Genomic DNA, 25,556 nt, shown 5'->3' on the forward strand with positions numbered 1-25,556 from the left:
CTTATTTATATTATTTAGATTAGAGGCTCTTCTGCACGATAAGATTCATCAATAATGAGTATTGGCTTTATTGTAGAACCGTTATTTGAATCAACAGATGCTTCATTAATTTGCTCGAATTTATAAAACTTTACAAGTTTTTCGAATGGGAATTGTCCGCTTTTTTGGTATTGAATTAATTGAGGAATCGCAATTTGTGGTACAGTATCACCCATTAATACACCAATGAGCTTACGATTAGCAAATACTAAATCCATTAGCGTATTAATTTCAATACTATTAGGTGTGACTGCAACTGGAGCACATACACCGCCTATACCAAGTACATCAATCGATGCCTTCATCACCGCTGCGACACCAGTTGTATCAATAGAGTAATTAACGCCGCTTCCCTCAGTAATTTCAAGTATCCGTGCCCCTAAATCTTCATTCATACTATTAATGGTATGCGTCGCACCAAGTTCTTTTGCCAGTTTGAGACGTGAATCATGAACATCAATGGCAATAATCGTCTTACACCCTTCGATTTTTGCTGTCATTAATGCCCCTAACCCAACTGCTCCTGTGCCAAATATAGCAATGGATGAACCAAATTTCGGCTGTAAACCGTTCACAACAGTACCACAGCCCGTTAAAAACCCGCAACCAAGGGGCCCAATATAGCGTAAATCTACTGTATCATCAACTTTTACTAAATTATTCTCATGTACTAATGTATGTGTTGCAAATGAAGACTGACTGAAAAAATTAGAAACGGGTGTACCATTTTCTTTGTAAAAAGTATGTGTGCCGTCTTCTCTTGTACCATGCATATTTAACTTGGCCCAGCTATCACAAGCCGCTGGTCTACCTGAACGACAACTTGTACAATGGCCACAATACTTATAAGACATAACAACTTGATCACCAATCTTAAAACCTTTGACAGAGCTTCCAACTTCTTCAACAATACCAGCACCTTCATGTCCAAGTACTGCTGGTAACGGAAATTCAGCATCACCGACACGTAATGCTTCATCTGAATGACAAATACCTGTTGCTACTACTTTAATAAGTACTTCATCAGGTTGGATTTCTGCTAGCGATAACTTTTCAAATTTATATTCTTCATTTATACCATTTACAACAGCAGCTAGTATTTTCACCAAACAACCCCCTATTTTTTCATGATTTCTTCAATCTATGATTACATCTATTTATATATACAAAATATATACAAAATAGATACTTATATAAAAAATATTATTCATAAAGTAGCATTACAAAGAGTAGTATACAGTAATCAATATATTACAATAGCGCTTTTAACCCTCTTTTTTATCTGCCTTTTCACTTTCAATACAGAAAAAAGGAGCCATCTCAAATAACTTTTGAGATGGCTCCTATTGATGTCTAAATAAATAACTTTTCATCTTTAAATTTATGTGCAGTAAGTAAGCTCACTATTACAAAGACAAGGAATGAAGTAAGAATTGGGATTGTGACCGTATGCATACCAAATACGGATGGATAAAAACGATCAATGACGATATAAAGCGTCATCCCCGTAATCATCGAAGCTATTGCCCCGTATTTGTTGGCCTTTTTCCAGTATAGACCTAGCACCACAGACCAAATAAAGACTGCTTCTAACCCACCAAATGCAAATAAGTTCAGCCAAATGAGTAAGTCTGGAGGGTTTAATGCAAAAATAACAACCGCTAAGCCAATAACAGTTGTGACAATAAAGCTAGCACGCTTAATTTCTGTATCACTTGCTGTTGGTTTCACATAGTTTAGGTAAATATCCTTCACGACTGTTGAACTTACTAGCATAAGCAGTGCATTGACCGTTGACATGGTTGCTGCCATAGGTGCTGCTAATACAATCCCCGCTAAAAACGGTGGTAGTACCTTGAGCGTCAGAAGCGGCATAACTTTATCGCCAATTTCAATTCCTGGCATAACAGGACGCGCTAACACTCCGATAAGATGCATACCAAACATAATGGTACCAATGGCGATTGTACCGATAATAATGGCCAAATGCATACTTTTCGAATCTTTATAGCTCATTGCACGTACGGCAATTTGTGGTAGCCCGACTACGCCAACCCCAATTAAAATCCAAAACGTAGAAACGTATAATGGCGTTAACTCACCCTCTGCTCCGAATGGTGAAATTAGATTTGGATTTTCTGCTACAAGTGCCGCCATAATATTTTCAATACCGCCACCCGCAACGATTGTCCCAATGAGCAAGATGACAGTGCCGATAACCATAATTGTCCCTTGCACCATATCCGTTAACGCAACAGCGCGGAAACCTCCAATAATCACATAGGCTAATACGGAAATCGCAAAAATAAATAGTGCAGCTGTATAGTTTAACCCTGTGAGTGATTCGATTAAACGTGCACCACCTACCCACTGAGCCATCATTGCTGAGAATAAGAATACAATAATACTAATCGCAGAAAAAATAACGATCACATGGCTTTTATAGCGTTCACGTAAGAAGTCGATTAACGTAATGGCCTGATAGCGCCTTGCAATAATGGCAAACTTCTTACCTAAAATCATTAATACAAAATAGCCTGCTGGTAGCTGCGCCATCGCAAGTAACACCCAGCCGAGGCCTTTATTGTAAGCCACACCTGGTCCACCGATGAAGCTACTCGCACTACCATATGTTGCAATCATCGTCATCGCAAGGATAAAGCCACCCATTTCACGGCCACCAAGGAAATATTCCTGTAAAAACGAATTAGACGAGCGTACATGTTTATTCGCCCAAATACCGATACCAAATATAATGACTAAAAACAATATAAGTGGAAAAATAACTTGCTCATGCATTACTTATCCACCTCCTCGTCATCAAATGACACATCGGTGAAAAATAGCTTCATGACAACCCAAACGAGCACAATCATAAAGACTGTACCAACAATGCAGCTATAAAAAAACCAAGCAGGAAAGCCAAATACATACTTATATTCTGTTGGATCACCTGAACCGAGTCCGTAGGCAAAGCCGTACCAAATGGCAAAGTTGATAATGACTAATCCGATGCCAATAAGCGCCTCTTTATGCGCAATTTTAAAACGTTGATCTTTCAAAGTTGAATCCCCCTAACCTACACTATTTTACCCACCAATCCTTGTTATGGGAAGTAATGTGTAGGAATTAGCGTAAAAATGTAAAACGAGTATGACTCTCTTATAACAAAACACATAATTACAGTTGAAATTCGAGAAAGAAAGCATTTTAAAATACATCCAAATGAGCGAAAATAATAAACTCATCATATTCTCAATTTTGTCTACTATGCTGAGATTTTAAGTTCATTAAATAAAAGGATGCCCGAAAAATCATTTCGGACACCCTTTTCGCTTAATCTTCTAATTTTCGAATAAATTCACGCATTAGTCCTGGCAAATCTGGCCATGCATGACCGCTTACAAGATTGCCGTCAGTATGCAAATTTGCGTCAATATACGTACCACCTGCTACTTGGACTTCAGGTTTGCATGCAATATATGCAGTTAGCTCGCGCCCTTTAAGAACTTCAGGAATTGTCGCGAAAATTTGAGCCGCGTGACAAACTGCTGCAATCGGTTTATCTACTTCAAAAAAATGGCTTACAATCGCTGGGACATACTCGTTTAAACGAATGTATTCAGGCGCACGACCACCTGGAATAATCAACCCATCAAATTGTGCTGGATCAATGTCAGCAAAGGCAGCATTAGCCTCTAAGCCATATGCGGGACGTTCGATATATGTATCGACCCCATCAACAAAATCATGTAAAACCGTTTGCATTTTCTTCGCTGAAGGTGCTGCAATCGTTACATTATAGCCCGCCTCTAAGCATCGATAATACGGATAAAAAATCTCCAACGCCTCTACAGCGTCACCAGCAATAATCAAAACATTTTTTGTCATATTCCCATCCCCTTTTATTTATGAATCTAGTACCTTAATTCGACGCTTCAAAGAAATACCCTGCTATTTTTTGTGATTTTCATAAAAAAGAAAATGATTCAAGATAATCCGCTTTAAGTATACTTGGCACAGAAGCGTGATGTGCTATGAAGATTTATATGACATGACTTCTTCATGTTTAATGATAAGAGCAGAGATACAAGGAACATAAACATAAATCCCCTTTTACTTAGTGGGATTCGTTAGGTGAAAAAGATACAAGAAAAAGGACCTCCAACAGGTCCTTTTTTCCATCAAAGTTTACTTGAGAATGGTTAATATATCTATTTATTGGATGTGGATGGTGTTAAAGAAGTATGTTTTAAAATCCAAGCTAGCTACACAATCATCTTGAACGTCTCCCTTTACTACATCATAATAGCGCCGTCCACATGAAGCGTGTGTCCACTAATATAAGAAGCTTCATCAGACGCTAAAAATAAATATGCGTTTGCAATATCTCGTGGCGCTCCTAATCTTTGTAATGGAACGACGGAGCGCATTTGTTCTAGTATCGTTTCGGGCATTTTTTTCACCATTTCTGTTTCGGTAAATCCTGGTGCAACTGCATTCACATTGATTCCTTTACGACCTAGCTCCTTTGCCCACGTTTTGGTCATACCTACAATTGCCGCTTTTGCTGCTGCATAATTGGTTTGACCGACATTACCGTAAATCCCACTAACAGAGGAAGTATTAATGATTTTGCCACGACCTGACGCAATCATGTGAGGAATGACTTCCTGTGTACAATGAAAAACACCACTCAAGTTAACATCTAGGACTTGTTGAAACTGATCTTCCTTCATTTTTGTCAGCATTGCATCTCTTGTTATTCCGGCATTATTCACTAAAATATCGATTTGACCTGCTTGCTCCATCACAGTTGCTACTAATGTTTTCACACTTTGCCTATCAGCCACATTTACTTTGACGTAAGACGCTTGACTGCCAAGACGTTTTGCAGCAGCAATACCAGCCGCTTCATCAAAATCTGCTATTATTACTTTTGCACCTTCCTCAATGAACCGTTCAGCTGCGGCAAAACCAATCCCATTTGCTGCACCCGTAATAATGGCAACTTTATTGTTTAAACGCATAATTTTCCCCTCCTATTTCTAAAAAGCTTTCTATTTTTGAAATAAGCTGTGGTAAATCATCTATAAGTGGTGAATGGCCGCAGTTTTCTAAACTTTGAAATTGTACATTTTCCCCTAAATCTTCAATCGTTTCATTTGTCATTTGTTCGGTAATGACGTAATCCCGATCTCCTCTTAAAACTAGTGTTGGAATGGTAATTTGCTGGACTTCATTTGTTCCAATCGCACTTATATTGAAAGTATTTAAGGCATGATATACTTCAGCAAGGTTTCGTTGAGTTAACATATCATCCAAATAAGCATCATAATGTTCCGATTCTGGTTGTTTATGCGTATAAATAAGTGCATTCCAAATCGCTTTTAATCCTTCCTTATTTTGAGTATCATAAAAGCCTTGCACTAATTTGGTTTTGGATGAATCCAGCAATACTTCTTCATAAGTAGTCGCTTGTTTTAAAGATGCTTGGTTACCTGTACCTAAATTGGTATAGAACGGATACCCTCTCGTAGAAGCGGAAGCTAATAAAAGGAGTCGCTGACAGTATCCCGGGTAATTTGCTACAAACTGCATACATACGGCGCCACCAGTTGACCAGCCAATCATATCGAAATGTGTTAACTGTAATTCATCAACAAACAGTTTTACGTCATCACTAAAATCTTTAATCTTAGTAATAGGTTGATGGTAAGTTGAACCCCCAAAACCTCGTAAATCCACCGCATAAACAGTATATTTTGTATCTAAAGATTCTATAAATACATCCCAATGTTTTGAAGACGTCATATTACCGTGAATTAATAAAATAATATGTTCCCCGCCATCGCGTTTACGAAAAGCCGCAGATTCCCCATTAGGTAGTTGAACCGTCAACAACATTGTACTTCTCCCTCATCTCCATCGAATTGTTATAGCTCCATAAATGTAGCCAATACCTGCATCAACCAATGTCCCCATCTTGTATGTCTAAGTGATCTAAATTATTTTCTAATTTATAAAAAGGTTATTACCAAAACCCTTACTTGTACTCTTGTAACAACCATCGAGCATTTTAGGGAATTCTACTTAATTATCTTTATTCATAATATTTGTTGTATTTTGAATAAATTGCGAGCAACATCAATCTGAATTTAGAAGAAAAAGAGTGAATATTTTTTTATCAAAATGTATCAAGGTCATTTTCGTTTTAACACAGGAAATTCAAAAGTGACTTAAAAAAAATCGAATTTATTCAAACGCTCGATTTTGATATACGACATATTTTTAAATAAGCGTCATTTCAGGACTTTAGCCTAGTTTGACACATATTTATATTTAAGTCGTATATCAATTTTGGCAAATAAGCTTTTTTTTACATTTGAAAAATATTCTAAAAAATTTGCTGTTCAGTATTCGCTCGTGAAAAACAAATGCGACCTCGTGATTTTGATCTACTCAGAATTCATGCTTATGTTTTACAAGAACAGATTTTGGCATAGATCCTTATAAACAATTAATTTTTTAGCAGTTTTCCTTATATTATATGATTGATTATGGCATTCAAAACCGTTCTATTTTGGTTTTCTTCATTTATATGCAACAAAAAAATCGCTCGAGATGACCGAACGATTTTCAATAATTCTATGCTTTTGAAGCGTTAATTTTATTCGTAAGTAAATTTAATTCATTCGCCATTGTCTGAAGCTCACTTATTACTTGCTTTAATGATTCTGTTGACGTGTATTGATCTTGTGCAGCATTGGCAATAACAGATACATTTTCTAAAGATGTACTATTGGAATCCAATATACTCGTGAAGATCCCATTTGTCTCGCTTGCTTGTGTGGCTACTATTTGTGATGCAACTGAAATTTGTTCAACGCCACTTTCGACATCTTGCATAGAGTTTAAAATAATATGGAATAAATCCGCATTGCTCATTATTGTGGCATTACCTTTTTGAATTTCATCCATTCCAATATTCATTTTTCCTGCTATTTCTTGTACCTGAATATCAATGTTTTGTAATACTGATTGAATATCTGCTGTTGATTGTTGTGAGTGGGTAGCGAGTTTTCGAATTTCACCTGCGACAACCGCAAATCCTTTACCATTCTCACCTGCACGTGCTGCTTCAATCGATGCATTTAATGCAAGAAGTTTCGTTTGCTCGGAGATGCTTTCAATTTCACCTAGAGAATGTGTGATAAGCTGTGACTGACTAGCCAGCTGTATGACTAAATCGTTTATCGATTCAATAGATGCTATAATCACTTGCATTTGTGTTGAAACGCCATTCACAGATTCTCTCCCCGCGGAAGCCTGTTGTAAGCTATGTTTCGCTTTGGATGCCACTTGCTTTGCACTTGTTTGGATATGTTCAAATTCCTCAAGCAACACTTCGTTTTTAGTAAAACCTTTTTGTAGTTCAACAGCATCTTGTTTTAAATCTTTCTCATTACTGCGAAGTGCATTTGTAATATGATGACTTGCGTCTGTCATTAATTTTGAATCAGTAGCAAGTTCCAACGATTGTTCGTTCACTACATTCCCTAAACGACTTAACTCGTCTAACAAATTTTGTAATTCTTTTTTTGAACTTTCTTCATTTTCACGATAATAAGCTTCCGTTTTGAGCGTTTTATGAATAATCAAGATGGTAGCCGTACTAGTTAATATTAAATAGACTGCATGAATTAATAATAATGTAAACGAATAGTCACTCGTTCCGCAAATTAATTCTGGAAATAAAAAGTAACCGCCTAAATGCTGAACAGCAAAAATAACTGTGCTTACTACAACAAGTCGGATATTTTGGAAAGTACCAATAAACGCAAGCACCATAAAGATTGAGAAGTGATATTCTACTAAGCCATTACCAGCGGCAATACATGCAATACTTGCAAAAGTTAATGCTAGCATTAATAGCCATGGAAGAAGATCATTCTTTGCGTTTTTTAAATACATTAGCCATGCAACAATACTTAGTCCGATTGGAATAGCCAGCAATGTAAGGACAGATATCGTATAAAGAAACGATCTATTTAACTGCCCATTTACTTGAATTGTTTGCATCTCTAAAAAGCCAAATTGATGATGTAATACATAGATTGCAATCGCTAGCAGTACCACACCCGATGTGATTTTTAAAATTAAACTATTCCGTTCCTGTAAAATATGTTCTTTATTCACATTTGCACCTTCTACTTTGTTTTTACAACAATTAACGGTACTAAATATACATTAAATACCATTATTATATAGTTGTTCCATATCTCTTATCGGGTGTCATTGGCTAGTTTGAAGTATTTTTTTAAAATAGTATATGAACAAGTGTGTTGATTAGGTAAATATTATCTAAAAAAAAAGTCCAATTATCATAATCGATAATTGGACTTGAATGTTTATAATAATTCGGCACGTAATTCTGCAGCCGATTTTGGTGATAATAAACCATAAGGAATATCAAATACTGTTTTTGCACCTTTGTCGCCAGACTTGCTTAAACGATATGCTGCACGAGCATATGCCACAAGTACACTTGATGTAAAGTTTGGATTACTCTCAAGCTTTAACGAGAATTCTAGAATTTGTTTGTCATCCGCACCGCTTTCTCCACTGCGTATAACAAAGCCGCCATGAGGCATTCCAGTATGATTTGCATTAAATTCTTCTTCATTGATGAAGTTTACTGTTGTATTGTACTCATCGAAGTAGTTTGGCATTGTAACAATTTCTTGCTCAACTTTTGCAGCATCTGCGCCTTCTGCTAATACAACCCAACATTCACGTGCGTGTTTTTCTCGTGTCGTAAGCTCAGGGTTTTCACCGTTCCGAACACGTTCTACCGCATCTTTAATCGGTAGTGTATATTGTACTGCTTGTTTGACGCCTTCGATGCGACGTACAGCATCTGAGTGCCCTTGGCTTAGGCCATCGCCCCAGAATGTGTATGTTGTGCCTACTGGTAGTACCGCTTCACCTAAAACACGATTTAGTGAGAACAAGCCTGGATCCCAACCTACTGAAATAACAGATACTTTGCCAGATTGTTGAGCAACTTTATCTACAGCAGCGAAGAATTCTGGAATTTTCGCATGTGTGTCAAAACTGTCAATTGTATTAAACCATTGTGCGAAGTGTGGACCTTGTTCTGGTAAGTCTGTTGCAGAACCACCACATAAAATCATCACATCAATATCATTTTGGAATTTTTCGGCATCATCTACTAAATATACACTCGCGTTGCTAGCAACGTTTACTGAAGAGGGGTCACGACGTGTAAAAACTGCGACTACTTCCATATCTGGATTTTGAGAAACCGCATATTCAACACCACGTCCTAAATTACCGTAACCTACAATACCCACTCGAATCTTACTCATAAAAAATTCCTCCTTACGTTAACGTGACTTTGTGAAGTCGTTCACGTTAAATCTAACTATAATGATACTTTGTGTTAGAAAAATTCACAATAGTTTGAGTACCTATTTTTCTCAATAATCTATACAAGTTTTGTATGATTACTATCCGACATTGGCATGAATGCGGTTTCAAAGTAATTCTGGAATTTCCCTCTTAAATAAAATGGATCTTTTCCATTATTCCTTTTAGAAACATTTTATAAAATTTCCTGTGCTAACTCACCAAGGCGTTTATCATTGATAATGCGATACCCTTTTTTGGTCTTCTCTAATATGTTTTCTTCACAAAATTGTGCAAGAACGTACAATAAATGACGATAAGACACGCCTAAATACTCACATATTTCAGTATGCTTTTCCTTATAAATGCCTTGATCGGATGATAGCTGGATAAAGGCTGCTAAACGATTTTCGAGCGGGTAAACTTGATTTTGTGTGTATTTTGCTGTTACAGCGGTTGCCTTTTCTCCAAGAAATACACAAATTCTACGTAAAAATATCGCATCTGCAAGTAGTTTCTCTCTACATTCATGTACAGCAATCGACAAACAAATGGTCCTTGCCACTGTCTGAATCCCCTTTGTATACCTCGCTTCATTTAGTAATTCAATTTCTCCCATAAAACAAGGCGCTTCAATATATTCAATTAAAGATACCTTACCGTTTTTATGTGTTACATAAAGTTTGGCCTTCCCCTCGACCATGTAATACATCGTATCTGGGTACGAGCCTTCCTTGAAAATCCATTCTCCCTTCTCAAACAGGCATACCTTCATATAAGGCCGTATATCAAACGAAAAGTAATCGTCAATTGGATATTGCTCTATATAGTGTGTGAGTAAATCTCCAGTTATTATTTGCAATTTTTCACCCCTAACCTTTCAAAATATGAGATATCTCACATTATTCTAACGAGGAACGTGCTATTATTCAACATAGTTAATGGAGGTACGATGTCTTATGAACAATCAACGATGGCTTTCACAAAATTTCTTTGCCTTTTTCTTCACATGGGGTATCTTTTTACCCTACTGGACAGGTTGGCTTGTCGATGCCAAGCAACTTACCGTTTCTGAAGCAAGCATAGTTATGGGTTGTGGTTTACTTGCCCGTGCTGCTTCTAACTTATTCTTCTTCCCTACACTCGCAAAATACGTCAATAACAAAAACCTAAATGGTATTTTAGCACTCGGAGCACTGATGACGGCGCTACTCTATATTCCTAGTACATCCTTTACGTCTCTTTTCATCGTGACGATTTTATTTAGCGCCTTTTACCCAGCATTACTTCCAGCAATTGAAAGTAGTGCAGCAACACTTGTACAACAAAGTCATGTCCATTACGGTAAAAGCCGATCATATGGCTCCTTTGGATTTGTCATTGCAGTATTGATTATTAGTATGCTGACAGGTGTATTCGGCAAACAAATGATCTTTTGGAGCATGATTGTTGGACTGATTGGTATGCTAATGATGCAACTAACGGCAACACCGAAAGTATTGCTCGCTGTTCCAACCAAAGAAGATCGTGAACAATCACTTTCCATGAAAACACTGTGGAAACTGAAAGGCTTCCCAGTTGTATTATTAATCGTAATTTTATTACAAGGAGCACATGCTTCTTACTATAGTTATGGTTATATTTATTTGGAGGATTTAAACGTTAACCCTCTTTATATAGGTATGATTATTAATATAGCTGTTATTTGTGAAATCCTTTATTTCATGAAGGCTGATACATTATTCACAACATGGCGCTCATCATCACTACTGCTATTAGCGGGAATTGGTTCTACATTGCGCTGGGTATTAATATTCCTTTTCCCAAATGTATTTGTTTTTGTACTCTCACAAATATTGCATGCTCTATCCTTTGCTTTAGCTCATTATGCCTTTATCGCCTATATAACAAAGACTTTGCCGAAGGAGCAAATTCCAAATGCACAAGGTCTGTATTCAGCTCTTGCTATGGGTCTAAGTACGGCAATACTCACGTTTTTAGGTGGTTATCTATATGAAATATCACCGGGCTTATCGTTTTTAGCAATGATTATTTGTACCGTGCCTGCGATTCTTATCGTACTGGCAACACGTAAGAGGTACAACTATTAAATATCTCGAAGACAAGCTACCTCAAATTCTATTGAGGTAGCTTGTTTTTGTATAGTTGCGTATTTATAGGTGTAGTGACTGAAAGAAAGCTCTCTTGTTCAAATCTCGTTCGCTGTTCTTCTTGTTACTAAATTCACAAGCTAATTATTAACATTTATATAAAAATACCTTTATATTAAGTGTATAAGTAGTAAAAAAACAAAAACTTATCATTCGGAGGCGCTACAATTGAAACAATATCTATCATTAAACAAAAGCTATATTAACGGAGAATGGATTGACGGAAATAGCGGCAAATCATTTGATATTACAAATAAATTTGATGACGCACTACTAACAACAGTACAAATGGCATCAAAAGAACAAGCAGAAGAAGCATTTGGTTATGCACAAGCAGCATTTAAAAATTGGGCTCATAACGCGACTCTTCGTAAAGAAGTCATTGAAAAAGCGAAAAAATATTTCATCGATAATCGTTCTGATATCATCGACTTATTAATTGAAGAATCAGGTTCAAGCTTTGTGAAGGCTAGTATTGAAATTGATAGCACAATCGGCGCGATGCAAGAAGCGTTAAAAGTGGTTGATCTGGCGTATGAAGTACGTACAGAAGCATCAATTATTCCTGACAAAGTAAATGAAATCCACCGCCTACCACTAGGTGTTGTATCTTCAATTGCACCATTTAACTTCCCGCTATACTTATCAATGCGTACGATTGTACCAGCACTTGCTCTTGGTAACACAGTTGTACACAAAGCGGATTTACAAGTAAGCTTGGCTTCTGGTTCGGTAATCGCAAAAGCGTTTGATCATGCAGGTATTCCAGCAGCTGTATTCCAAAGCCTACTAACGAAATCATCAGTTATTGGTGACATCATGGTAGAACATCCAACTGTAAAACTAGTAAGCTTCACAGGTTCTACTGAAGTAGGTCGTCATATTGGTGCAGTAGCTGGTCGTGAATTTAAACGTGTAGCACTTGAACTTGGTGGTAACGCGCCATTCGTCGTACTTTCTGATGCGGATGTAGATCAAGCTGTAAAAGCAGCAGCATTCGGTAAGTTCCTTCACCAAGGTCAAATTTGTATGATTACAAACCGTATTATTGTACACAAAGATCTATATGAAGAATTTACAACGAAATTCGTTGAACATGTGAAAGGCATTAAATATGGTGATCCTCGTAACCATGAAGTTGCAATTGGACCAATCATTAACGATAAACAACGCAAGCATGCCTTAGCAATTATTGAACAAGCAAAAGCAGAAGGTACAGAAGTGTTACTTGATGGCCGTGTCGAAGGAAACGTCATGACTCCAACAATCTTTGGTAACGTGAAAAATGATAGCCACCTGGCACAGTCAGAAATCTTTGGCCCAGTAGCCCCTATCATTAAAGCGGATTCTGATGAAGAAGCAATTGAATTTGCGAACGATACAATTTACGGTTTAAGCTCAGCAATCTTCTCAGGCAATGTTGAACAAGCACGTGAATATGCAAAAGAAATCGAATTCGGTATGACACATATCAATGACCAAAGTGTAAACGACGAACCTACTGCTCCATTCGGTGGGATGCGCCAAAGTGGTGTAGGTCGCTTCGGTAACCCATTCTACGTGGACGAGTTCACACAAGTAAAATGGATTTCTGTACAAAAAGCACCAAGACAATATCCATTCTAATATAAGCGGATACCCTTAGAGCTTTTGGAAAAGGCTTAAGACCTCAGTTGTCTTTAAATATTTGAAAAACCGCTCCACATTTTAATAGATGTGGAGCGGTTTTTTGATTGGCTATTCTCAAAAAAGATTGTTGCTCTCGACGATCATTATAAAAGCCATTGGTTAAAATGATGCTATTACTGATTTTATATTACAGCCACCAAAACAATCCCCCTAACAAATTCTTTTGAATATCTTTTTTCACAGGGTCTTCAAAACTTGTTCTGTTATTTGTAGGCTCTAATACTTCTTCTTTGACGCCTTCATATTTATTTGAAAGTTTAGTTTGTGGATCCTCGTCTTTTTTCGCGTCTCGACGTTCATTTTCAACCTTTATTGCTTCCTCAATTATATCGTAATAATCTCTTGTGATAACCGCTTCGTAAACTCGTTGAACAATGCTATTGATAGTTTGCTCAGTAGCATCTATCCCCATCGCCTTCAATTTATCCATAACATCGTTTCTAATATCAATCTTCATTTAAAATCTCTCCTTGATATCGATTATTTCTTTGCCGAGTTATTATCAATAGTGATGACTTTTATATTAATTGCTCATTATATTTTGTCTATATAAGATAAGTGGTATCAACTAATCCTATGTCCCAATCGGAAATATCTTCTTTAATACCGTATAATATTGGTTTCTCCAATACGCTATCAATTATACTGCTGTAGTTGTATTGATCTAAGCTAACTCCGTAATTACTTTTACAAAGTCTAAGCTATCTAGACCACATTCGAGTGCCGAAATATAAAATAAAATAATAATAAAATGATGTAGGTTAAGAAAAAACTCGAGGTTTTATTGCACTTGCATCATATATTTAATAAAATGCTTTGTTAAACAAAAATTTCAAAATAAAAGGACTGCTGGTTAAAGTCCTTTCCTAATTGGAATTACCTAAATGGCAAACTAACAATATAACCAATTTAGAATACTAACTCTCGTAAGAAGAACGGGAGATGGTTCATCATCCCAAACAGCAGCTCCATCGGTTTTAACTAATTGAATTTTGTCACTAAAAGATAAAATGCTAAAAGCTGGATAGCCTATGAAAATAAGGAAGATAACTATTATGGCAAAGACTAATTTTAAACCTAATTTTTTGGTCAATTTAAATCAAACCTTTAAGATATTAAAGTGGATTCAAGTATCAACAGAGTTATTTAACACAGCCAATAAAAAAAGAAAGCTGCCAGCCTTGTAGCTGCTTTTAAATTGCTTTATTCAAAAAAAACAGCAAGAAGTTAAAGTGAACGACAAAATAGTACTTTTCGCTTTGTAATCTTCATTCTTTTTATGATTTATTCAATAGGTATTAAATTGTGAAGGAATAAAAGCTCTTTTCTTCCCTACCTTCTACTACTTCGTAAATCATGGGTTTGCTATGTCTTCTATCTAGCTTTCCCCTAACATTCTTTTATTGAAAGAATCCAACAGAGTTTCTCCAGGTTCTAGCTCAATCCATTTTTCATGTAGTCCTAACCTGCTTCCATATAATGCGGAAAGTTCTTCATCCTCTTTTTTCTCCAGAAAGTTAATGATGCAATCTTTAGCACTCCTACATATACTACTGCTTAATTCCGCTCTGAGTTCGTTAGGAATATTCAATTCTTCGTTTGATTTTCTAGTTTTTTTACTACAATACTTATTAAAATTTCGTCATTGTTCATTTTGACACCTCCCGTATTATAATTGTATTATTTATCTCAAAACTTGTAAAATTAACCTTTTTAACCACCAGCGCATTAAAGGGGATTCCTGTTTATATAAGAAAGAAGAACAGTTTTATCAATTCAATGATTTATAACTACAGCGCCCGAGAAGTGGGTACATATATGTATATAAGTCTTAAAGCCAGTCTATTTACCCTTGCCAGCCCTATTTATAGCTGGCAGCAAGAAGTTAAGCTCAGAAGCGGTTTTTAACATGCTTTTTCTGTTTAACATTGTTTTTATTAAGAATAAGCTCAGTCGTTGCTGGACATAAAAAAAGATGCTATCTAAATCTAATTGATTGATAACATCCCTTGTGCTTATTAATATTGGCTCTTTGCTAAAAGATTGTTGCTATTCAAATCACGGCGCAGGTTAGTCGAACAAGAGAGGGAGGGTTTTATATCTATAACCCTGACTAAAACAATGAATGAATCAGTAAATATTTTTTCGTTTTTCTTTGAACCAATCATAAATTTCAAATAGAAAAAAAATAAGGAAATAAAGAGGACCTAATAGAAAAACGTATCTACTTTCAGGCACCAAAAAGGCGACCGGAAAAGCAATTAATACAATTGTGATGAGAAGAATTTTTTGTTTTTTATCCATTTAATGTACTTCCTTTGACAGTAATATTTTAATTATAACATTACTATTTGTAAGCAGGAAATAGCTTTTGGGGATTGATGCAGCAGTATGAACATAATGTAAAAAAAGAATAGGTCTTTATTCAACTCCCGGCGCAGTTTAGATGAAAAGCGATTGTAAACTTTATTGACCTGAGTTAGAATTATAAAGCTTTAAAGTATAAAAAGGTAGGTTTAATGATGGGTTTATTATCCTTAATTACAGGATTTATCTGTATAGTTATTACGTTGCGTATTTACATACCCGAGATAAAGAAAGCCGATACTGTTCAGGAAAAGTGGATGGAGTTTTTTGATTTTATTACAGACCCTTTTACTGGATCAGTTTTGTTTTATTTAGGCCTTCTACTAACTCTATATGGTTTATTAAGTATATCAAATTCACTTTGAGTATTTTTCTGACGGAGTTAATTCTACATATTTTGTGGATTAACTTTGTTTTTTTATGTTTTAATAACAACAAACTTTGAGAAACAGCCTTAATATTACATTTAGACAGTTTGCTTTTAGATTGCTCTCTTTCCTAATAGCTCGCTGCGCCTAGCACTAATTCAAGTTCTCTCCTCATAAATTCTTCATCGAAATTTTCCTCTAGATTAAGCCATCCTAGACCTTGTGTATCAACTAACACATTGGCGTTATGAAGCTCTACATAATAAAATACATTGAGATTAGGACGGAATTCATATTTAGTAAGACCATATGCAATTTTACTTGCAGTTGTAGAGATCTTTTCCGCTTCGTATTTCTCTAAATACTGGTTAACTTTTTCATAATATTTTTTTACACATTCACTTTTACTAATCCCATGGAACGTTTCTGTTTTTTCGTAAACTAGTGAAAAATTAGCATTACCAAGAGGGTTGTAGTACTCTAACGTCCTCACTACAATTGTTAAGTTTTCCATAATATATCCCCTTTGAACTATTTTCCCTCAGTATAGTCAAAGTTAGTTGGATTTATAATGGTTCGATGGATTTTTTTAACAACGTTATTTTCCTCCAATTATAAATTCATTCACTTATATCAACTCTTGTCATAAAAAAACTTGTTTAAGATTAGCAAATTCAACCGAAATTTAACATTACTTTCACCTCTAACTCGTTCCGTTGGCGGAAGAACAACACCTTCTAGAGAATAGCCTTTTGATATAGGCTAACTATAGATAATCTCTGATACAGCTAGGAACATATCAATCTATTAGAGGCATAGTGTTTACATACAGAAAAAAATCCTTTACGACAGATCAGAGCGCCCTAACCTTGTAAACCCGCATTTTACTGATGCTCTATTGTTTCAATCGCAATCGCATATAAAATTTCTAAGCCAGTCTTTAAATCTTCTAACGTAGCATAAGCATACGAAAGTCGTACATGATGCACATCTTGTGGGTCGTATATGAAGCCCGGATTTATCAGTACAAGATGTTGTAACAACTGCATGAAAAACGCCTTATTCACTATAGGCTCATGGAATTTTATCCAAATATAAAATCCGCCCTTTGGCTGATCCCAATTTGCGATACCTGCGAATTTTTCCTTTAGTAGGTCTACTACATAATCGGCTCTCTTCTGCAATGTTTTACGCAAGCTCTCGATATGTTTTTCATACTTTCCTGTTTGGAGCCAGTGCAACACAATTTCCTGTGAAATAGCACTAGAACCGTAATCTGTTTGCATCTTGATATCGGCTAGTCGCTCGATTACTGTGGATGGCCCAATGACCCATCCTATTCGAAGACCTGGACTCAATGTTTTCGAAACACTGCCAATATAAAGTACTTGCCCACTTTCATCCATAGCTTTTATCGGCTCTGTCGTATCATCAAACAACAACTCATGATACACATCATCTTCAATAATTGGGATACGTAAATCTTTGCAAGCATCATAAAGTTTCTCTCTTTCAGTCTGAGACCAAACTGCCCCTGTAGGATTATTTAATGTCGGGACTGTATAAAAAATCGCCTGTCGTTTGCGTTTTCTTTCTTTAAGTGTGGTATGTAAGTGAGTATCACGTACTACAGGTACCATTTGCATGCCAACCGATTGAAATGGGTGTACAGAATTTAAATAAGAAGTCTCTTCTTGAAAGACAATAGAACCTTGCTCCAGTAAGCCAACTGCAATCAACTGCAATGCTTGTAATGCCCCTGAAACGATACAAACATTTTGTGGTGCCGTCTGAATACCTTTCTTTTTTACATATTCACAAATAGCTAAACGCAATGAGAGACTACCTTGTGGCGAGGAATAGCCAAGCATCGTTGGTTGTAAACTGAGTTCTTGTAAAGAAGCCTCTATTTCAGCCGTTGGTAATAAACTTGGTGCCAACTCACCTGTTCCAAGACGAATGACATCATCTCGTTGCTCATACTCATTGATCAACTGGATGGTATGATAATTGGGTTTATGTAAACTTGCCTCAATATAATTTTGCCAATTCGGCTGTGCTTGCTTTACAAAGACATGCCAAGAGTTTTCCGCTACAAACACGCACGAACCAACTTTTGCTTCTAGTAAACCATCTGCTTTTAACTCTTCTAATGCTTGCTGAACAGTACTTCGGTTTACACCAAACTGCAGTGCGAGCTGTCTTTGAGTTGGAAGCTTTGTCCCCACTACCCAGTCGCCACGCGCAATGTTATCAGTCATCCAATCCATAATTTGCTGTTGTAACGATGTTGGCACTTCTCTATTTGGTTGCCATCCCATATCGCATCTCCTTAAAATTGGACGGGTGAAAAACCATCCAATTGGTCGTTTTCTTTTAGTTATAACATACGTAAACTAGTAAAGAAAAGGAGGTATGACAAAATGGAAGCATTTCTGCATGGCGTTATTTTAGCATTTGGACTTATTTTGCCATTAGGTGTACAAAATGTATTCGTATTTTCACAAGGTGCCACGCAGCCGCGTTTAGTTCGTGCCTTTCCAGCTAGCGTTACAGCGGCAGTGTGCGATACTTTACTCATTTTGCTCGCTGTCTTTGGCTTATCTGTTATTGTCCTGCAATTTGAGTGGTTACGAATCGCCCTAATGAGCGTTGGTATTGTCTTTTTACTGTATATGGGCTATGCCATTTGGAAATCCAACCCTACCAAAACCGAAAATAACGAGGCGCTCCCTATAAAAAAACAGATTTTATTTGCACTATCGGTTTCTCTATTAAACCCTCATGCTATTTTAGATACGATTGGTGTTATCGGGACAAGTGCATTAAAATACAGCGGCACTGAGCAAATTTACTTTACTGCTGCCTGTATTTTAATTTCTTGGCTGTGGTTTTTTGGACTTACACTTGCTGGTGCATCACTCAAAAAACTCGACAGTTCAGGTAAACTGATGAACACCTTTAATAAATGTTCTGCTGTCTTTATATGGGCAACTGCGATTTATTTATTGAGTGGGCTGCTATAAAGTACGCCTTATCATAAAATAGAAAAAATGAGCTTTTTCGTTTCTTCATTTTCTTTATTAAAAGCGCCACCTGCTGAATAACGGAACGTTGGCTAAGCTCGCCACGTTTAGCGGCAAATACGCCAAGGCGAATTTGATTATTATTTTAAACCAACAAGCTTCTCTTCAGAATAGCATAAAAACTCATTTGCAATTTATTATTGCAAATGAGTTTTCTTTACTGACTGACGTCAAGACCTGTATAAAAATGTCGATTGTTTTAATTATTTTGCTCAAGGAATTCGTATATCGCCATCATTTCTCGTTTATTCAACTCACGAATGCGATTGAAAATTGGAATATGTGCAACAGCCTCAAGATTTACACTTTCAGCAACAACTTCACCTACTTTGCCGGTTAACCATGTTTGCACGTCTATACCCTCGACGATTTCCTGACGCCCTTCATCATTGATACCACTTTCAAAACAACTAACACATGGTACCGATAATTTATGCACACCATCATGGAGTCCATCTTCTGATATTATTTTCTTCCCTTTACAGAAAGGACATTGATGACTTTTTTTAATCTTATTAATTTGAGTGACAATTTTTTTATAACCAAACGCTTCATAGACATAGGTAAGCTTTTTGTATTTTCCATTGGTGAAATACTTATCAATGATTGCTTCTCTTGTTTCGATAATATTGTCAAAATCACAGATGGTGATTTGATTATTAATGCTGATCGCTTCGATATTACCGCTAATACTGCCCCAGAATGGTAGAACATTTTGTAAAACCATTTCATAATGGGCAAAGCTTCCCTGCTCCAGTTCGAACATTTTTAGAGCGACCTGTGTTTCCTTAGGTAACAAAGAGACATCTTCAGTCAAATTCATATCACCGCCGACGATAGCCTTCAGTTTTTCTAGTATTGGTAACTCACCAACTGTTTTCATCACTTGATCAATTGGCAGCTGAATAATTTCACGAATATCCGCATTGCCAAATTTCAGCTTTTTATGATGGTTTAGCACGGTTCCTTGACAGATTGGACACGTAATCATCTCTTTAGATTCTTTCATTTGCTCTTTAATAATCGATTTCGATACAAATATATAGCGCCCAATGATGAGGTTAAAGCCTTCCCAAGTTCTCCTCGCCTTCCCTGCTTTATCATAGAATGACTTTTCCCAATACCCATATAAGAAGGTATGCTTTTCTTCTTCAGTCATGTCGTTATAACTTTTACTTATATCCTGGCCAAGCTCATTTTTAATCTCATCAAAGAGGAATTGCAATTTAGGATATTGATAATATTTTAATACCTCCATCACATCTGGGTGTAATAAGCCATCCCAGAATTGCACGGTTTTGTCCTGGATAACAATATCAAAATCAAATTTTTCAATTACTTGGCGGCCCGAGCATGATGGACAATGATTATCTTGATAATAGAAATCAAAGCTTCTTGTATCCTTATTGGTGGGATGAGCAGCCACAATATGATTAATCAAGCCGCCCATTTCATAGAGAAAGCTATATTGACTATACAAGTGCCGTTCTAAATCAATGGCGATGACGGGTGCAATTGTTTCGGATTCGTATTCACCATAAATCAAACGTGCCATTGATGATAAGCTTTTTAAGATGCCACCCTTATAGACATTTTCTGCATTTTTAAAATACGCAATATGATTTTCTTTTAAGTAATTAACGCCATTTTCTTGATTGATAGTTGAAGAAATCTGTAATGGAGCAACCAGGTCTTCACTGTTTTTTTGACGATAGTAGTCTTCATGACTGACAACCTCCAAATGCTCCACAGGTGCAAGCTGTCTTTTACCAAAATCAACAATAAAATCAGAATTTTCCAGCATATACGCATTATGTTCAATCATTATGATTGAGACAGATTCATCTTGCAAAATGCCCCTAAGACTATCGATGAATTGATTTAAAATATTTTGTGATAACCCTTTAGAAGGCTCGTCAAAAATAAAAAGCGTATTTGGGTTTCTAGTGTTGGCAAACAGCTCAGAAACTAAATGAACACATTGAAATTCACCAGTCGATAAGGACTGTGTTTTTCTTTCCAACGTCAAATAACCAAGTCCAAGTTTGATCAATAAGCTTAAGCGTTTATGAGCGATGTCTTCATTTGGAAGTTCCTCAATAATATCTTCAATCGAGCGTCCAAAAATATCATCAATATCTTCACTATATTTTGTGAGCTTCCTTTTAATATCAAGAAAAGTCGCAACTGTTGACCGACTTGTAATCGATTGGTTTCGTTCTTGCCCAACCATGACAATTTTATCTTTTGGATATCTCTTCAGAAAGTCCTTGGCCATACACTCGTTAACAAGTGTTGATTTACCACATCCTGACTCACCCGTAAACGTTACAAGTCTGTTTTGGGGAATCTGAATTTCTGCCATTTGAATATTACGACAGTAAAGATCTTTGAATTGATAGTATTCTGTTGGCTTTTCCTCATTTCGTTCCCAAATGATTGGTTTTGGACGTGGTGATTCTTCAACAATTTTCCCGCCATATTTACCACTACCCGGACCAAAGAACAATTGCTCATCCGTTGTGTCAAGCACAGTGTCCGAATGATCAATGAGCCAAATTTGATTCTTATAACCCAATTGTTTAATCTGTTCTAAAATTTTCAATAGTGTTTGGTGATCAAGACCCACGGAGATTTCATCAATAATAATAACAGTATTTTCACTTGATGCCATGAATTCTGCCAAGTACAGTCGTGTTAATTCGCCACCTGACAATGTACCCATAATACGATTTAATGTTAAATAACCAATATTCATATTGATTATATTATTGAGAATATGTTGTTTACCTTCACTAATATTTAAAACTTCTGCAAGTGAAATAATGGATTCTATGCTTAGGTCATTGATATCAGAAATATTATGTGGTTTATCAAATAATTCAATCATATATTGCTGAACTTCTTGATTATAACGCTTCCCCTTACACTTAGGACATTCGACATTTTTAGTAGTTCCACGACCTTTACAACCTGGACACCAACCTAACTCATTATTAAATGAAAAAACTTCTGGAGACAGATCGAATTTTTCAGCAAGAGTAACACGAATGTCTTTAAATACGCCTGTATGTGTGCCAATTGTTGAACGTGGATTGGAAGAGATTGATGATTTTCCGAGAAAAAGGACTAAAGGCATTTCTTCCATTTTGATGGCACTGAAATTCGTTTCCATAATAGCTGGAAATAAATACTGATATTCAGCTTTTGGCAATAAAGAAACAAGACGCTTCTTGGACTCTTCACCAATTGTTTGGCAAAAAGTTGTTTTACCAGATCCAGACAAACCAGCAATTCCTAACGATTTATCTACTGGTAGTACCGCATCTAATTTGTTAATATTGTTCGCAATTAATTGATTTATTTTCATAGTGATTTCCACTCCATTTTCTAAATTTAGTATTGCCATGTTAGTAAAAATTCAAATGAATTTGTTGAGTTTTTTCGAATCGACAAACTCATACTAATTGGAGACAAAGATTACTAAATTCCCTATTATATATTCATTTATAAAAAAATCCTTATTCAAGCGTAAATGGTTTAATTACTGAATTTTCAGTACGAGACAGAACAATATTTGTTGAAGGAGTCCCATAAGGCATTGCATCATCTATAAACTGCTCTAGAGTTTCCACTGAATATGTAGCAATTTTAACGATATAACTAATTTCACCAGCTACCCGGTAGCATTCAAGAACATCAGGATGTGCATTACAAAAGTTCGAAAGACTCTTACAATCAATCGATTTAAATAGAATTATCGCTTGTATTGAACGATTAATTTTCTTTAAATTCACCTTTGTCGTATACCCTTCAATGATTCCTTGCTCTTCCAATTTCTTTACACGCTCAATGACAGCTGGTGATGATAAATGAACAATCGTTGCGAGCTCCTTCATCGAGATTTTTGCACTTCGTTGTAGTTGCTGTAAAATTTCAGTATCAATTTGGTCCATAAGTACCCACCTTTATTTATAAATAAAAAAACAAGTTTTTTCTTATATTATAAAGCAAAATGAAGAAAAAACATGCTTTATCTTATGTTTTACTTTGTTTTTCTTCATTAAAATAAAAGTATAGAGGAGGCAAACAACATGTCGAAAATATTATTACTGTTAGCAAATGGTTTTGAAGCGGTTGAAGCAAGTGTCTTTACGGATGTGCTTGGTTGGAATAAATGGGAGGGAGATGGGTCGACAGAAGTTGTCACGGTAGGCTTACACGAGGAATTACAGTGTACATGGAATTTCACCGTAACGCCTGAAAAATTACTTCATGAAATTAACTTTGAGGATTTTGATGCGTTAGCGATTCCTGGAGGATTTGAAGAGGCTGGATTTTATGAGGATGCATTTAGTGATGCATTTCAACAAGTTATTCGTCACTTCGACGAGCGTAAGAAGCCTATCGCAACTATTTGTGTAGCTTCTCTAGCATTAGCACATAGCGGTATTTTACAGAATCGAAAGGCAACGACGTACAACCATCCAACAAGTAAACGATTAGAGCAGCTACAATCGTACGGGGCAATTATCGTTAATGAGCGAATTGTCCAGACAGAACATATCATTACATCATCTAACCCAGGTACAGCTTTTGAAGTGGCCTTCCTGTTACTTAGTAACCTTACATCAATTCAAAATAAGCAAAAAATAAAAGATTTAATGGGGTTTAACTAAAATTCGCTATAAATATTTAAATCAGAATTCAGATTCATATTTCTTGAATAATTCAGCTATTTTGAAGCAATTATTTATACTATTACACGTGTTCTAAAAATAAATTAACCATCTGGTGCCGATTGAGTATCGGCACCAGATGGCTACACTTTTACTTAATGATTGGAAGAGTAATTGTGGAAACTAGATCCATTTCCTCTTCCGTTATTCCTGGTAGTTCCTTCGCATTGTTTAGCACTTCTTGTGGGATCGTAATTGTAGTAATTTTATTAAATTCATCGTAAATGATGTTTGATTTTTGGTCAATTTTCATTTTAACGCCTTCCATATCCATTGCTAAAGTCATATCCGTCACGATACCTTTAATATCAAATGATTTTTTATCAATTGTTAATTGATATTTCACATTATCAAATGACATACTATTGAACAATGCTCCAATTTCCTCTTCTACTGCTAGGGTATCTTCATCTTCAATGCCTGATTCCATCATAGGTAAAAGTGCCGAAACTTGCTCTTTAATCAATTGACTGAACTTCTCACCATCTGCATTTAGTGTCAAAATGTAGGCATTATCTGTTTCTTGCATTGTGAAATCTTTTGCAAATTCTTTCAGCATTTCAAGCTGATCAGCTGCGCTTACTTGCACACCTGCTTGATCAAGTATCGTATTAAACATATCACTAGGGAACTTCATCCAAGCCCCTTCTGTCGGTTCATACATATACATACCATCTTTTGCTGTCATGTACATCTTTAATGGCATCTCTATTGCTTCGCCGCTTTCAGGCTCCGTCATAGCCATTGTTCCTTCAATGAAAAATTGGATAGGGTCTACAACTGCAGTCATTGTCATTTTGCTCGATGTGTTCGTTTTAATTGTTTCTTTACCTTCACTTACTTCTAATGCTTGTGTCATCGTCACTGTTGCTTTCATGCTTTTCACATCTTGCTGTTTTGCTAATGCTTTGTTAAATACTTCTTCAAGAGTAATGGAACTTTGCTGTGATTCCGTTGGCTGTGACACTGTTGGCGTTGTTGTCATAGCATTGACAATGAATGTAGCTAATTGACCACGTGTCACTTTATTATTTACACCGTATTCAGTAGCAGAAATACCTGTCGAAATACCTGCTTCATAAAGTGCTGTAACAGCATTAGCATAGGAACTGCCCTCTGGTACATCAGTAAATGGACTTGTTCCTTTTGCATTTAAGTCTAATGCACGTGCAATCATCGCAGCCAATTGTCCACGTGTGACAGTTTCGTTTGGTCGGAATGTGTTATCATCATAGCCTTTCACCACACCAAGCGCTACTAATTTTGTAATAGATTCATAATACTCACTCGACTTGTTAAGGTCTTTAAAATTTAGTTTTTCTACAGAATCTGCTGCTGCAAGTTCAAATGCATTGACAATTATTTTAGCAGCTTGTCCTCGTGTCACAGATTGGGACGGTTTAAATGTGCCATCATCATAGCCATTTACAACACCTGCTTTTGAAAGTGTAGAAATTCCTTTAAAATGTGGATGGTCTTCACTTACATCTGAAAAAGGACTTGCCGCTGATGCAGGAACTACTGCTACAGCCGTTACGGCTAATGCAACCGCAGTTGTCGTATAAAATTTATATTTCTTATGTTTTATCATTCCTAATCCCCCACTATTCTGTATATTATGTAAAACTCTTACAATACTAATTATACATAACTTCGGAAGAAAAT

20 protein-coding genes are annotated in these 25,556 nt (G+C 36.2%); 4 read left to right on the forward strand and 16 right to left on the reverse strand.

From position 1 onward, the window contains the following. Positions 1-14: 14 nt before the first annotated feature. The 9 genes from AEA09_RS08010 to yeiL form a co-directional block, all read right to left on the reverse strand. A complete protein-coding gene (locus tag AEA09_RS08010) occupies positions 15-1,145 on the reverse strand; it encodes an NAD(P)-dependent alcohol dehydrogenase (RefSeq protein ID WP_053583332.1) in 1,131 nt (376 codons plus the stop codon). Between the two features lie 247 nt (positions 1,146-1,392). Continuing rightward, entirely contained in the window at positions 1,393-2,838 is a 1,446-nt protein-coding gene (gene panF / locus AEA09_RS08015) for a sodium/pantothenate symporter (protein ID WP_053583333.1), read from the reverse strand. Continuing rightward, complete coding sequence (locus AEA09_RS08020; protein ID WP_053583334.1) at positions 2,838-3,101, reverse strand: YhdT family protein; 264 nt, start codon at positions 3,099-3,101, stop codon at positions 2,838-2,840. Before AEA09_RS08020 ends, panF begins: the two co-directional genes overlap by 1 nt. A 274-nt stretch (positions 3,102-3,375) precedes the next feature. Continuing rightward, the gene (locus AEA09_RS08025) at positions 3,376-3,930 is read right to left on the reverse strand and encodes a DJ-1/PfpI family protein (protein ID WP_053583335.1); all 555 of its coding nucleotides are present in this window, start codon (positions 3,928-3,930) and stop codon (positions 3,376-3,378) included. Positions 3,931-4,337: 407 nt separating this feature from the next. Then, entirely contained in the window at positions 4,338-5,069 is a 732-nt protein-coding gene (gene fabG, locus AEA09_RS08030; protein ID WP_053583336.1) for a 3-oxoacyl-ACP reductase FabG, read from the reverse strand. Next, the gene (gene phaZ, locus AEA09_RS08035; protein ID WP_053583337.1) at positions 5,053-5,946 is read right to left on the reverse strand and encodes an intracellular short-chain-length polyhydroxyalkanoate depolymerase; all 894 of its coding nucleotides are present in this window, start codon (positions 5,944-5,946) and stop codon (positions 5,053-5,055) included. The genes fabG and phaZ overlap by 17 nt, the downstream gene beginning before the upstream one ends. Before the next feature lie 741 nt (positions 5,947-6,687). Further along, positions 6,688-8,238: a methyl-accepting chemotaxis protein gene (locus AEA09_RS08040; protein WP_053583338.1), complete on the reverse strand. Its 1,551-nt coding sequence runs from the start codon at positions 8,236-8,238 to the stop codon at positions 6,688-6,690. Positions 8,239-8,450: 212 nt separating this feature from the next. Then, on the reverse strand, positions 8,451-9,431 hold the full coding sequence (locus AEA09_RS08045; RefSeq protein WP_053583339.1) for a diaminopimelate dehydrogenase: 981 nt from the start codon (positions 9,429-9,431) through the stop codon (positions 8,451-8,453). Positions 9,432-9,667: 236 nt separating this feature from the next. Next, positions 9,668-10,333, reverse strand: coding sequence for a transcriptional regulator YeiL (gene yeiL / locus AEA09_RS08050; RefSeq protein WP_053583340.1), 666 nt, complete (start codon positions 10,331-10,333; stop codon positions 9,668-9,670). 97 nt (positions 10,334-10,430) lie between these two features. Here yeiL and AEA09_RS08055 point away from each other — a divergent pair, with 97 nt between their 5' ends. Both AEA09_RS08055 and AEA09_RS08060 read left to right on the forward strand, forming a co-directional pair. Next, positions 10,431-11,582, forward strand: a complete 1,152-nt coding sequence (locus tag AEA09_RS08055; RefSeq protein ID WP_053583341.1) for a 3-phenylpropionate MFS transporter — start codon at positions 10,431-10,433, stop codon at positions 11,580-11,582. A gap of 228 nt (positions 11,583-11,810) precedes the next feature. Beyond that, on the forward strand, positions 11,811-13,268 hold the full coding sequence (locus AEA09_RS08060) for an aldehyde dehydrogenase family protein (RefSeq protein WP_053583342.1): 1,458 nt from the start codon (positions 11,811-11,813) through the stop codon (positions 13,266-13,268). Between the two features lie 190 nt (positions 13,269-13,458). Here AEA09_RS08060 and AEA09_RS08065 read toward each other — a convergent pair whose 3' ends face one another. From AEA09_RS08065 to AEA09_RS08085, 4 genes are all read right to left on the reverse strand, one after another. Then, complete coding sequence (locus AEA09_RS08065; protein WP_053583343.1) at positions 13,459-13,788, reverse strand: hypothetical protein; 330 nt, start codon at positions 13,786-13,788, stop codon at positions 13,459-13,461. A gap of 1,673 nt (positions 13,789-15,461) precedes the next feature. Next, a complete protein-coding gene (locus tag AEA09_RS19890) occupies positions 15,462-15,635 on the reverse strand; it encodes a hypothetical protein (protein ID WP_156312096.1) in 174 nt (57 codons plus the stop codon). A gap of 561 nt (positions 15,636-16,196) precedes the next feature. Further along, a complete protein-coding gene (locus AEA09_RS08080; RefSeq protein ID WP_053583346.1) occupies positions 16,197-16,580 on the reverse strand; it encodes a hypothetical protein in 384 nt (127 codons plus the stop codon). A 370-nt stretch (positions 16,581-16,950) separates the two neighbouring features. Continuing rightward, positions 16,951-18,387: an aminotransferase-like domain-containing protein gene (locus AEA09_RS08085; protein WP_053583347.1), complete on the reverse strand. Its 1,437-nt coding sequence runs from the start codon at positions 18,385-18,387 to the stop codon at positions 16,951-16,953. Between the two features lie 102 nt (positions 18,388-18,489). On the opposite strand from AEA09_RS08085, the gene AEA09_RS08090 reads away from it, so the two are divergent. Next, positions 18,490-19,092, forward strand: coding sequence for a LysE/ArgO family amino acid transporter (locus AEA09_RS08090; protein WP_053583348.1), 603 nt, complete (start codon positions 18,490-18,492; stop codon positions 19,090-19,092). Between the two features lie 259 nt (positions 19,093-19,351). Here the strand turns inward: AEA09_RS08090 and AEA09_RS08095 are convergent, their stop codons facing one another. Next, a complete protein-coding gene (locus AEA09_RS08095) occupies positions 19,352-22,522 on the reverse strand; it encodes an ATP-binding cassette domain-containing protein (protein WP_053583349.1) in 3,171 nt (1,056 codons plus the stop codon). A 151-nt stretch (positions 22,523-22,673) separates the two neighbouring features. Further along, complete coding sequence (locus tag AEA09_RS08100) at positions 22,674-23,108, reverse strand: Lrp/AsnC family transcriptional regulator (RefSeq protein ID WP_053583350.1); 435 nt, start codon at positions 23,106-23,108, stop codon at positions 22,674-22,676. 138 nt (positions 23,109-23,246) lie between these two features. Here AEA09_RS08100 and AEA09_RS08105 point away from each other — a divergent pair, with 138 nt between their 5' ends. Then, positions 23,247-23,831 (forward strand): DJ-1/PfpI family protein, encoded by a 585-nt coding sequence (locus AEA09_RS08105; RefSeq protein WP_053583351.1) that lies wholly within the window; start codon positions 23,247-23,249, stop codon positions 23,829-23,831. Positions 23,832-23,982: 151 nt separating this feature from the next. On the opposite strand, the gene AEA09_RS08110 is transcribed toward AEA09_RS08105, so the two are convergent. Continuing rightward, the gene (locus tag AEA09_RS08110; protein WP_053583352.1) at positions 23,983-25,482 is read right to left on the reverse strand and encodes an S-layer homology domain-containing protein; all 1,500 of its coding nucleotides are present in this window, start codon (positions 25,480-25,482) and stop codon (positions 23,983-23,985) included. Positions 25,483-25,556 lie beyond the last annotated feature (74 nt).

The sequence above is a fragment of the Lysinibacillus contaminans genome (assembly GCF_001278945.1).
Lineage (GTDB): Bacteria > Bacillota > Bacilli > Bacillales_A > Planococcaceae > Lysinibacillus > Lysinibacillus contaminans.

What these genes read in the sequence shown, in the direction of transcription:
- panF (WP_053583333.1), bottom strand. Translation starts at nt 2,838, where the DNA reads ATGCATGAGCAAGTTATTTTTCCACTTATATTGTTTTTAGTCATTATA.
- AEA09_RS08025 (WP_053583335.1), bottom strand. Translation starts at nt 3,930, where the DNA reads ATGACAAAAAATGTTTTGATTATTGCTGGTGACGCTGTAGAGGCGTTG.
- fabG (WP_053583336.1), bottom strand. Translation starts at nt 5,069, where the DNA reads ATGCGTTTAAACAATAAAGTTGCCATTATTACGGGTGCAGCAAATGGG.
- phaZ (WP_053583337.1), bottom strand. Translation starts at nt 5,946, where the DNA reads ATGTTGTTGACGGTTCAACTACCTAATGGGGAATCTGCGGCTTTTCGT.
- AEA09_RS08045 (WP_053583339.1), bottom strand. Translation starts at nt 9,431, where the DNA reads ATGAGTAAGATTCGAGTGGGTATTGTAGGTTACGGTAATTTAGGACGT.
- AEA09_RS08055 (WP_053583341.1), top strand. Translation starts at nt 10,431, where the DNA reads ATGAACAATCAACGATGGCTTTCACAAAATTTCTTTGCCTTTTTCTTC.
- AEA09_RS08065 (WP_053583343.1), bottom strand. Translation starts at nt 13,788, where the DNA reads ATGAAGATTGATATTAGAAACGATGTTATGGATAAATTGAAGGCGATG.
- AEA09_RS19890 (WP_156312096.1), bottom strand. Translation starts at nt 15,635, where the DNA reads ATGGATAAAAAACAAAAAATTCTTCTCATCACAATTGTATTAATTGCT.
- AEA09_RS08080 (WP_053583346.1), bottom strand. Translation starts at nt 16,580, where the DNA reads ATGGAAAACTTAACAATTGTAGTGAGGACGTTAGAGTACTACAACCCT.
- AEA09_RS08085 (WP_053583347.1), bottom strand. Translation starts at nt 18,387, where the DNA reads ATGGGATGGCAACCAAATAGAGAAGTGCCAACATCGTTACAACAGCAA.
- AEA09_RS08090 (WP_053583348.1), top strand. Translation starts at nt 18,490, where the DNA reads ATGGAAGCATTTCTGCATGGCGTTATTTTAGCATTTGGACTTATTTTG.
- AEA09_RS08095 (WP_053583349.1), bottom strand. Translation starts at nt 22,522, where the DNA reads ATGAAAATAAATCAATTAATTGCGAACAATATTAACAAATTAGATGCG.
- AEA09_RS08100 (WP_053583350.1), bottom strand. Translation starts at nt 23,108, where the DNA reads ATGGACCAAATTGATACTGAAATTTTACAGCAACTACAACGAAGTGCA.
- AEA09_RS08105 (WP_053583351.1), top strand. Translation starts at nt 23,247, where the DNA reads ATGTCGAAAATATTATTACTGTTAGCAAATGGTTTTGAAGCGGTTGAA.
- AEA09_RS08110 (WP_053583352.1), bottom strand. Translation starts at nt 25,482, where the DNA reads ATGATAAAACATAAGAAATATAAATTTTATACGACAACTGCGGTTGCA.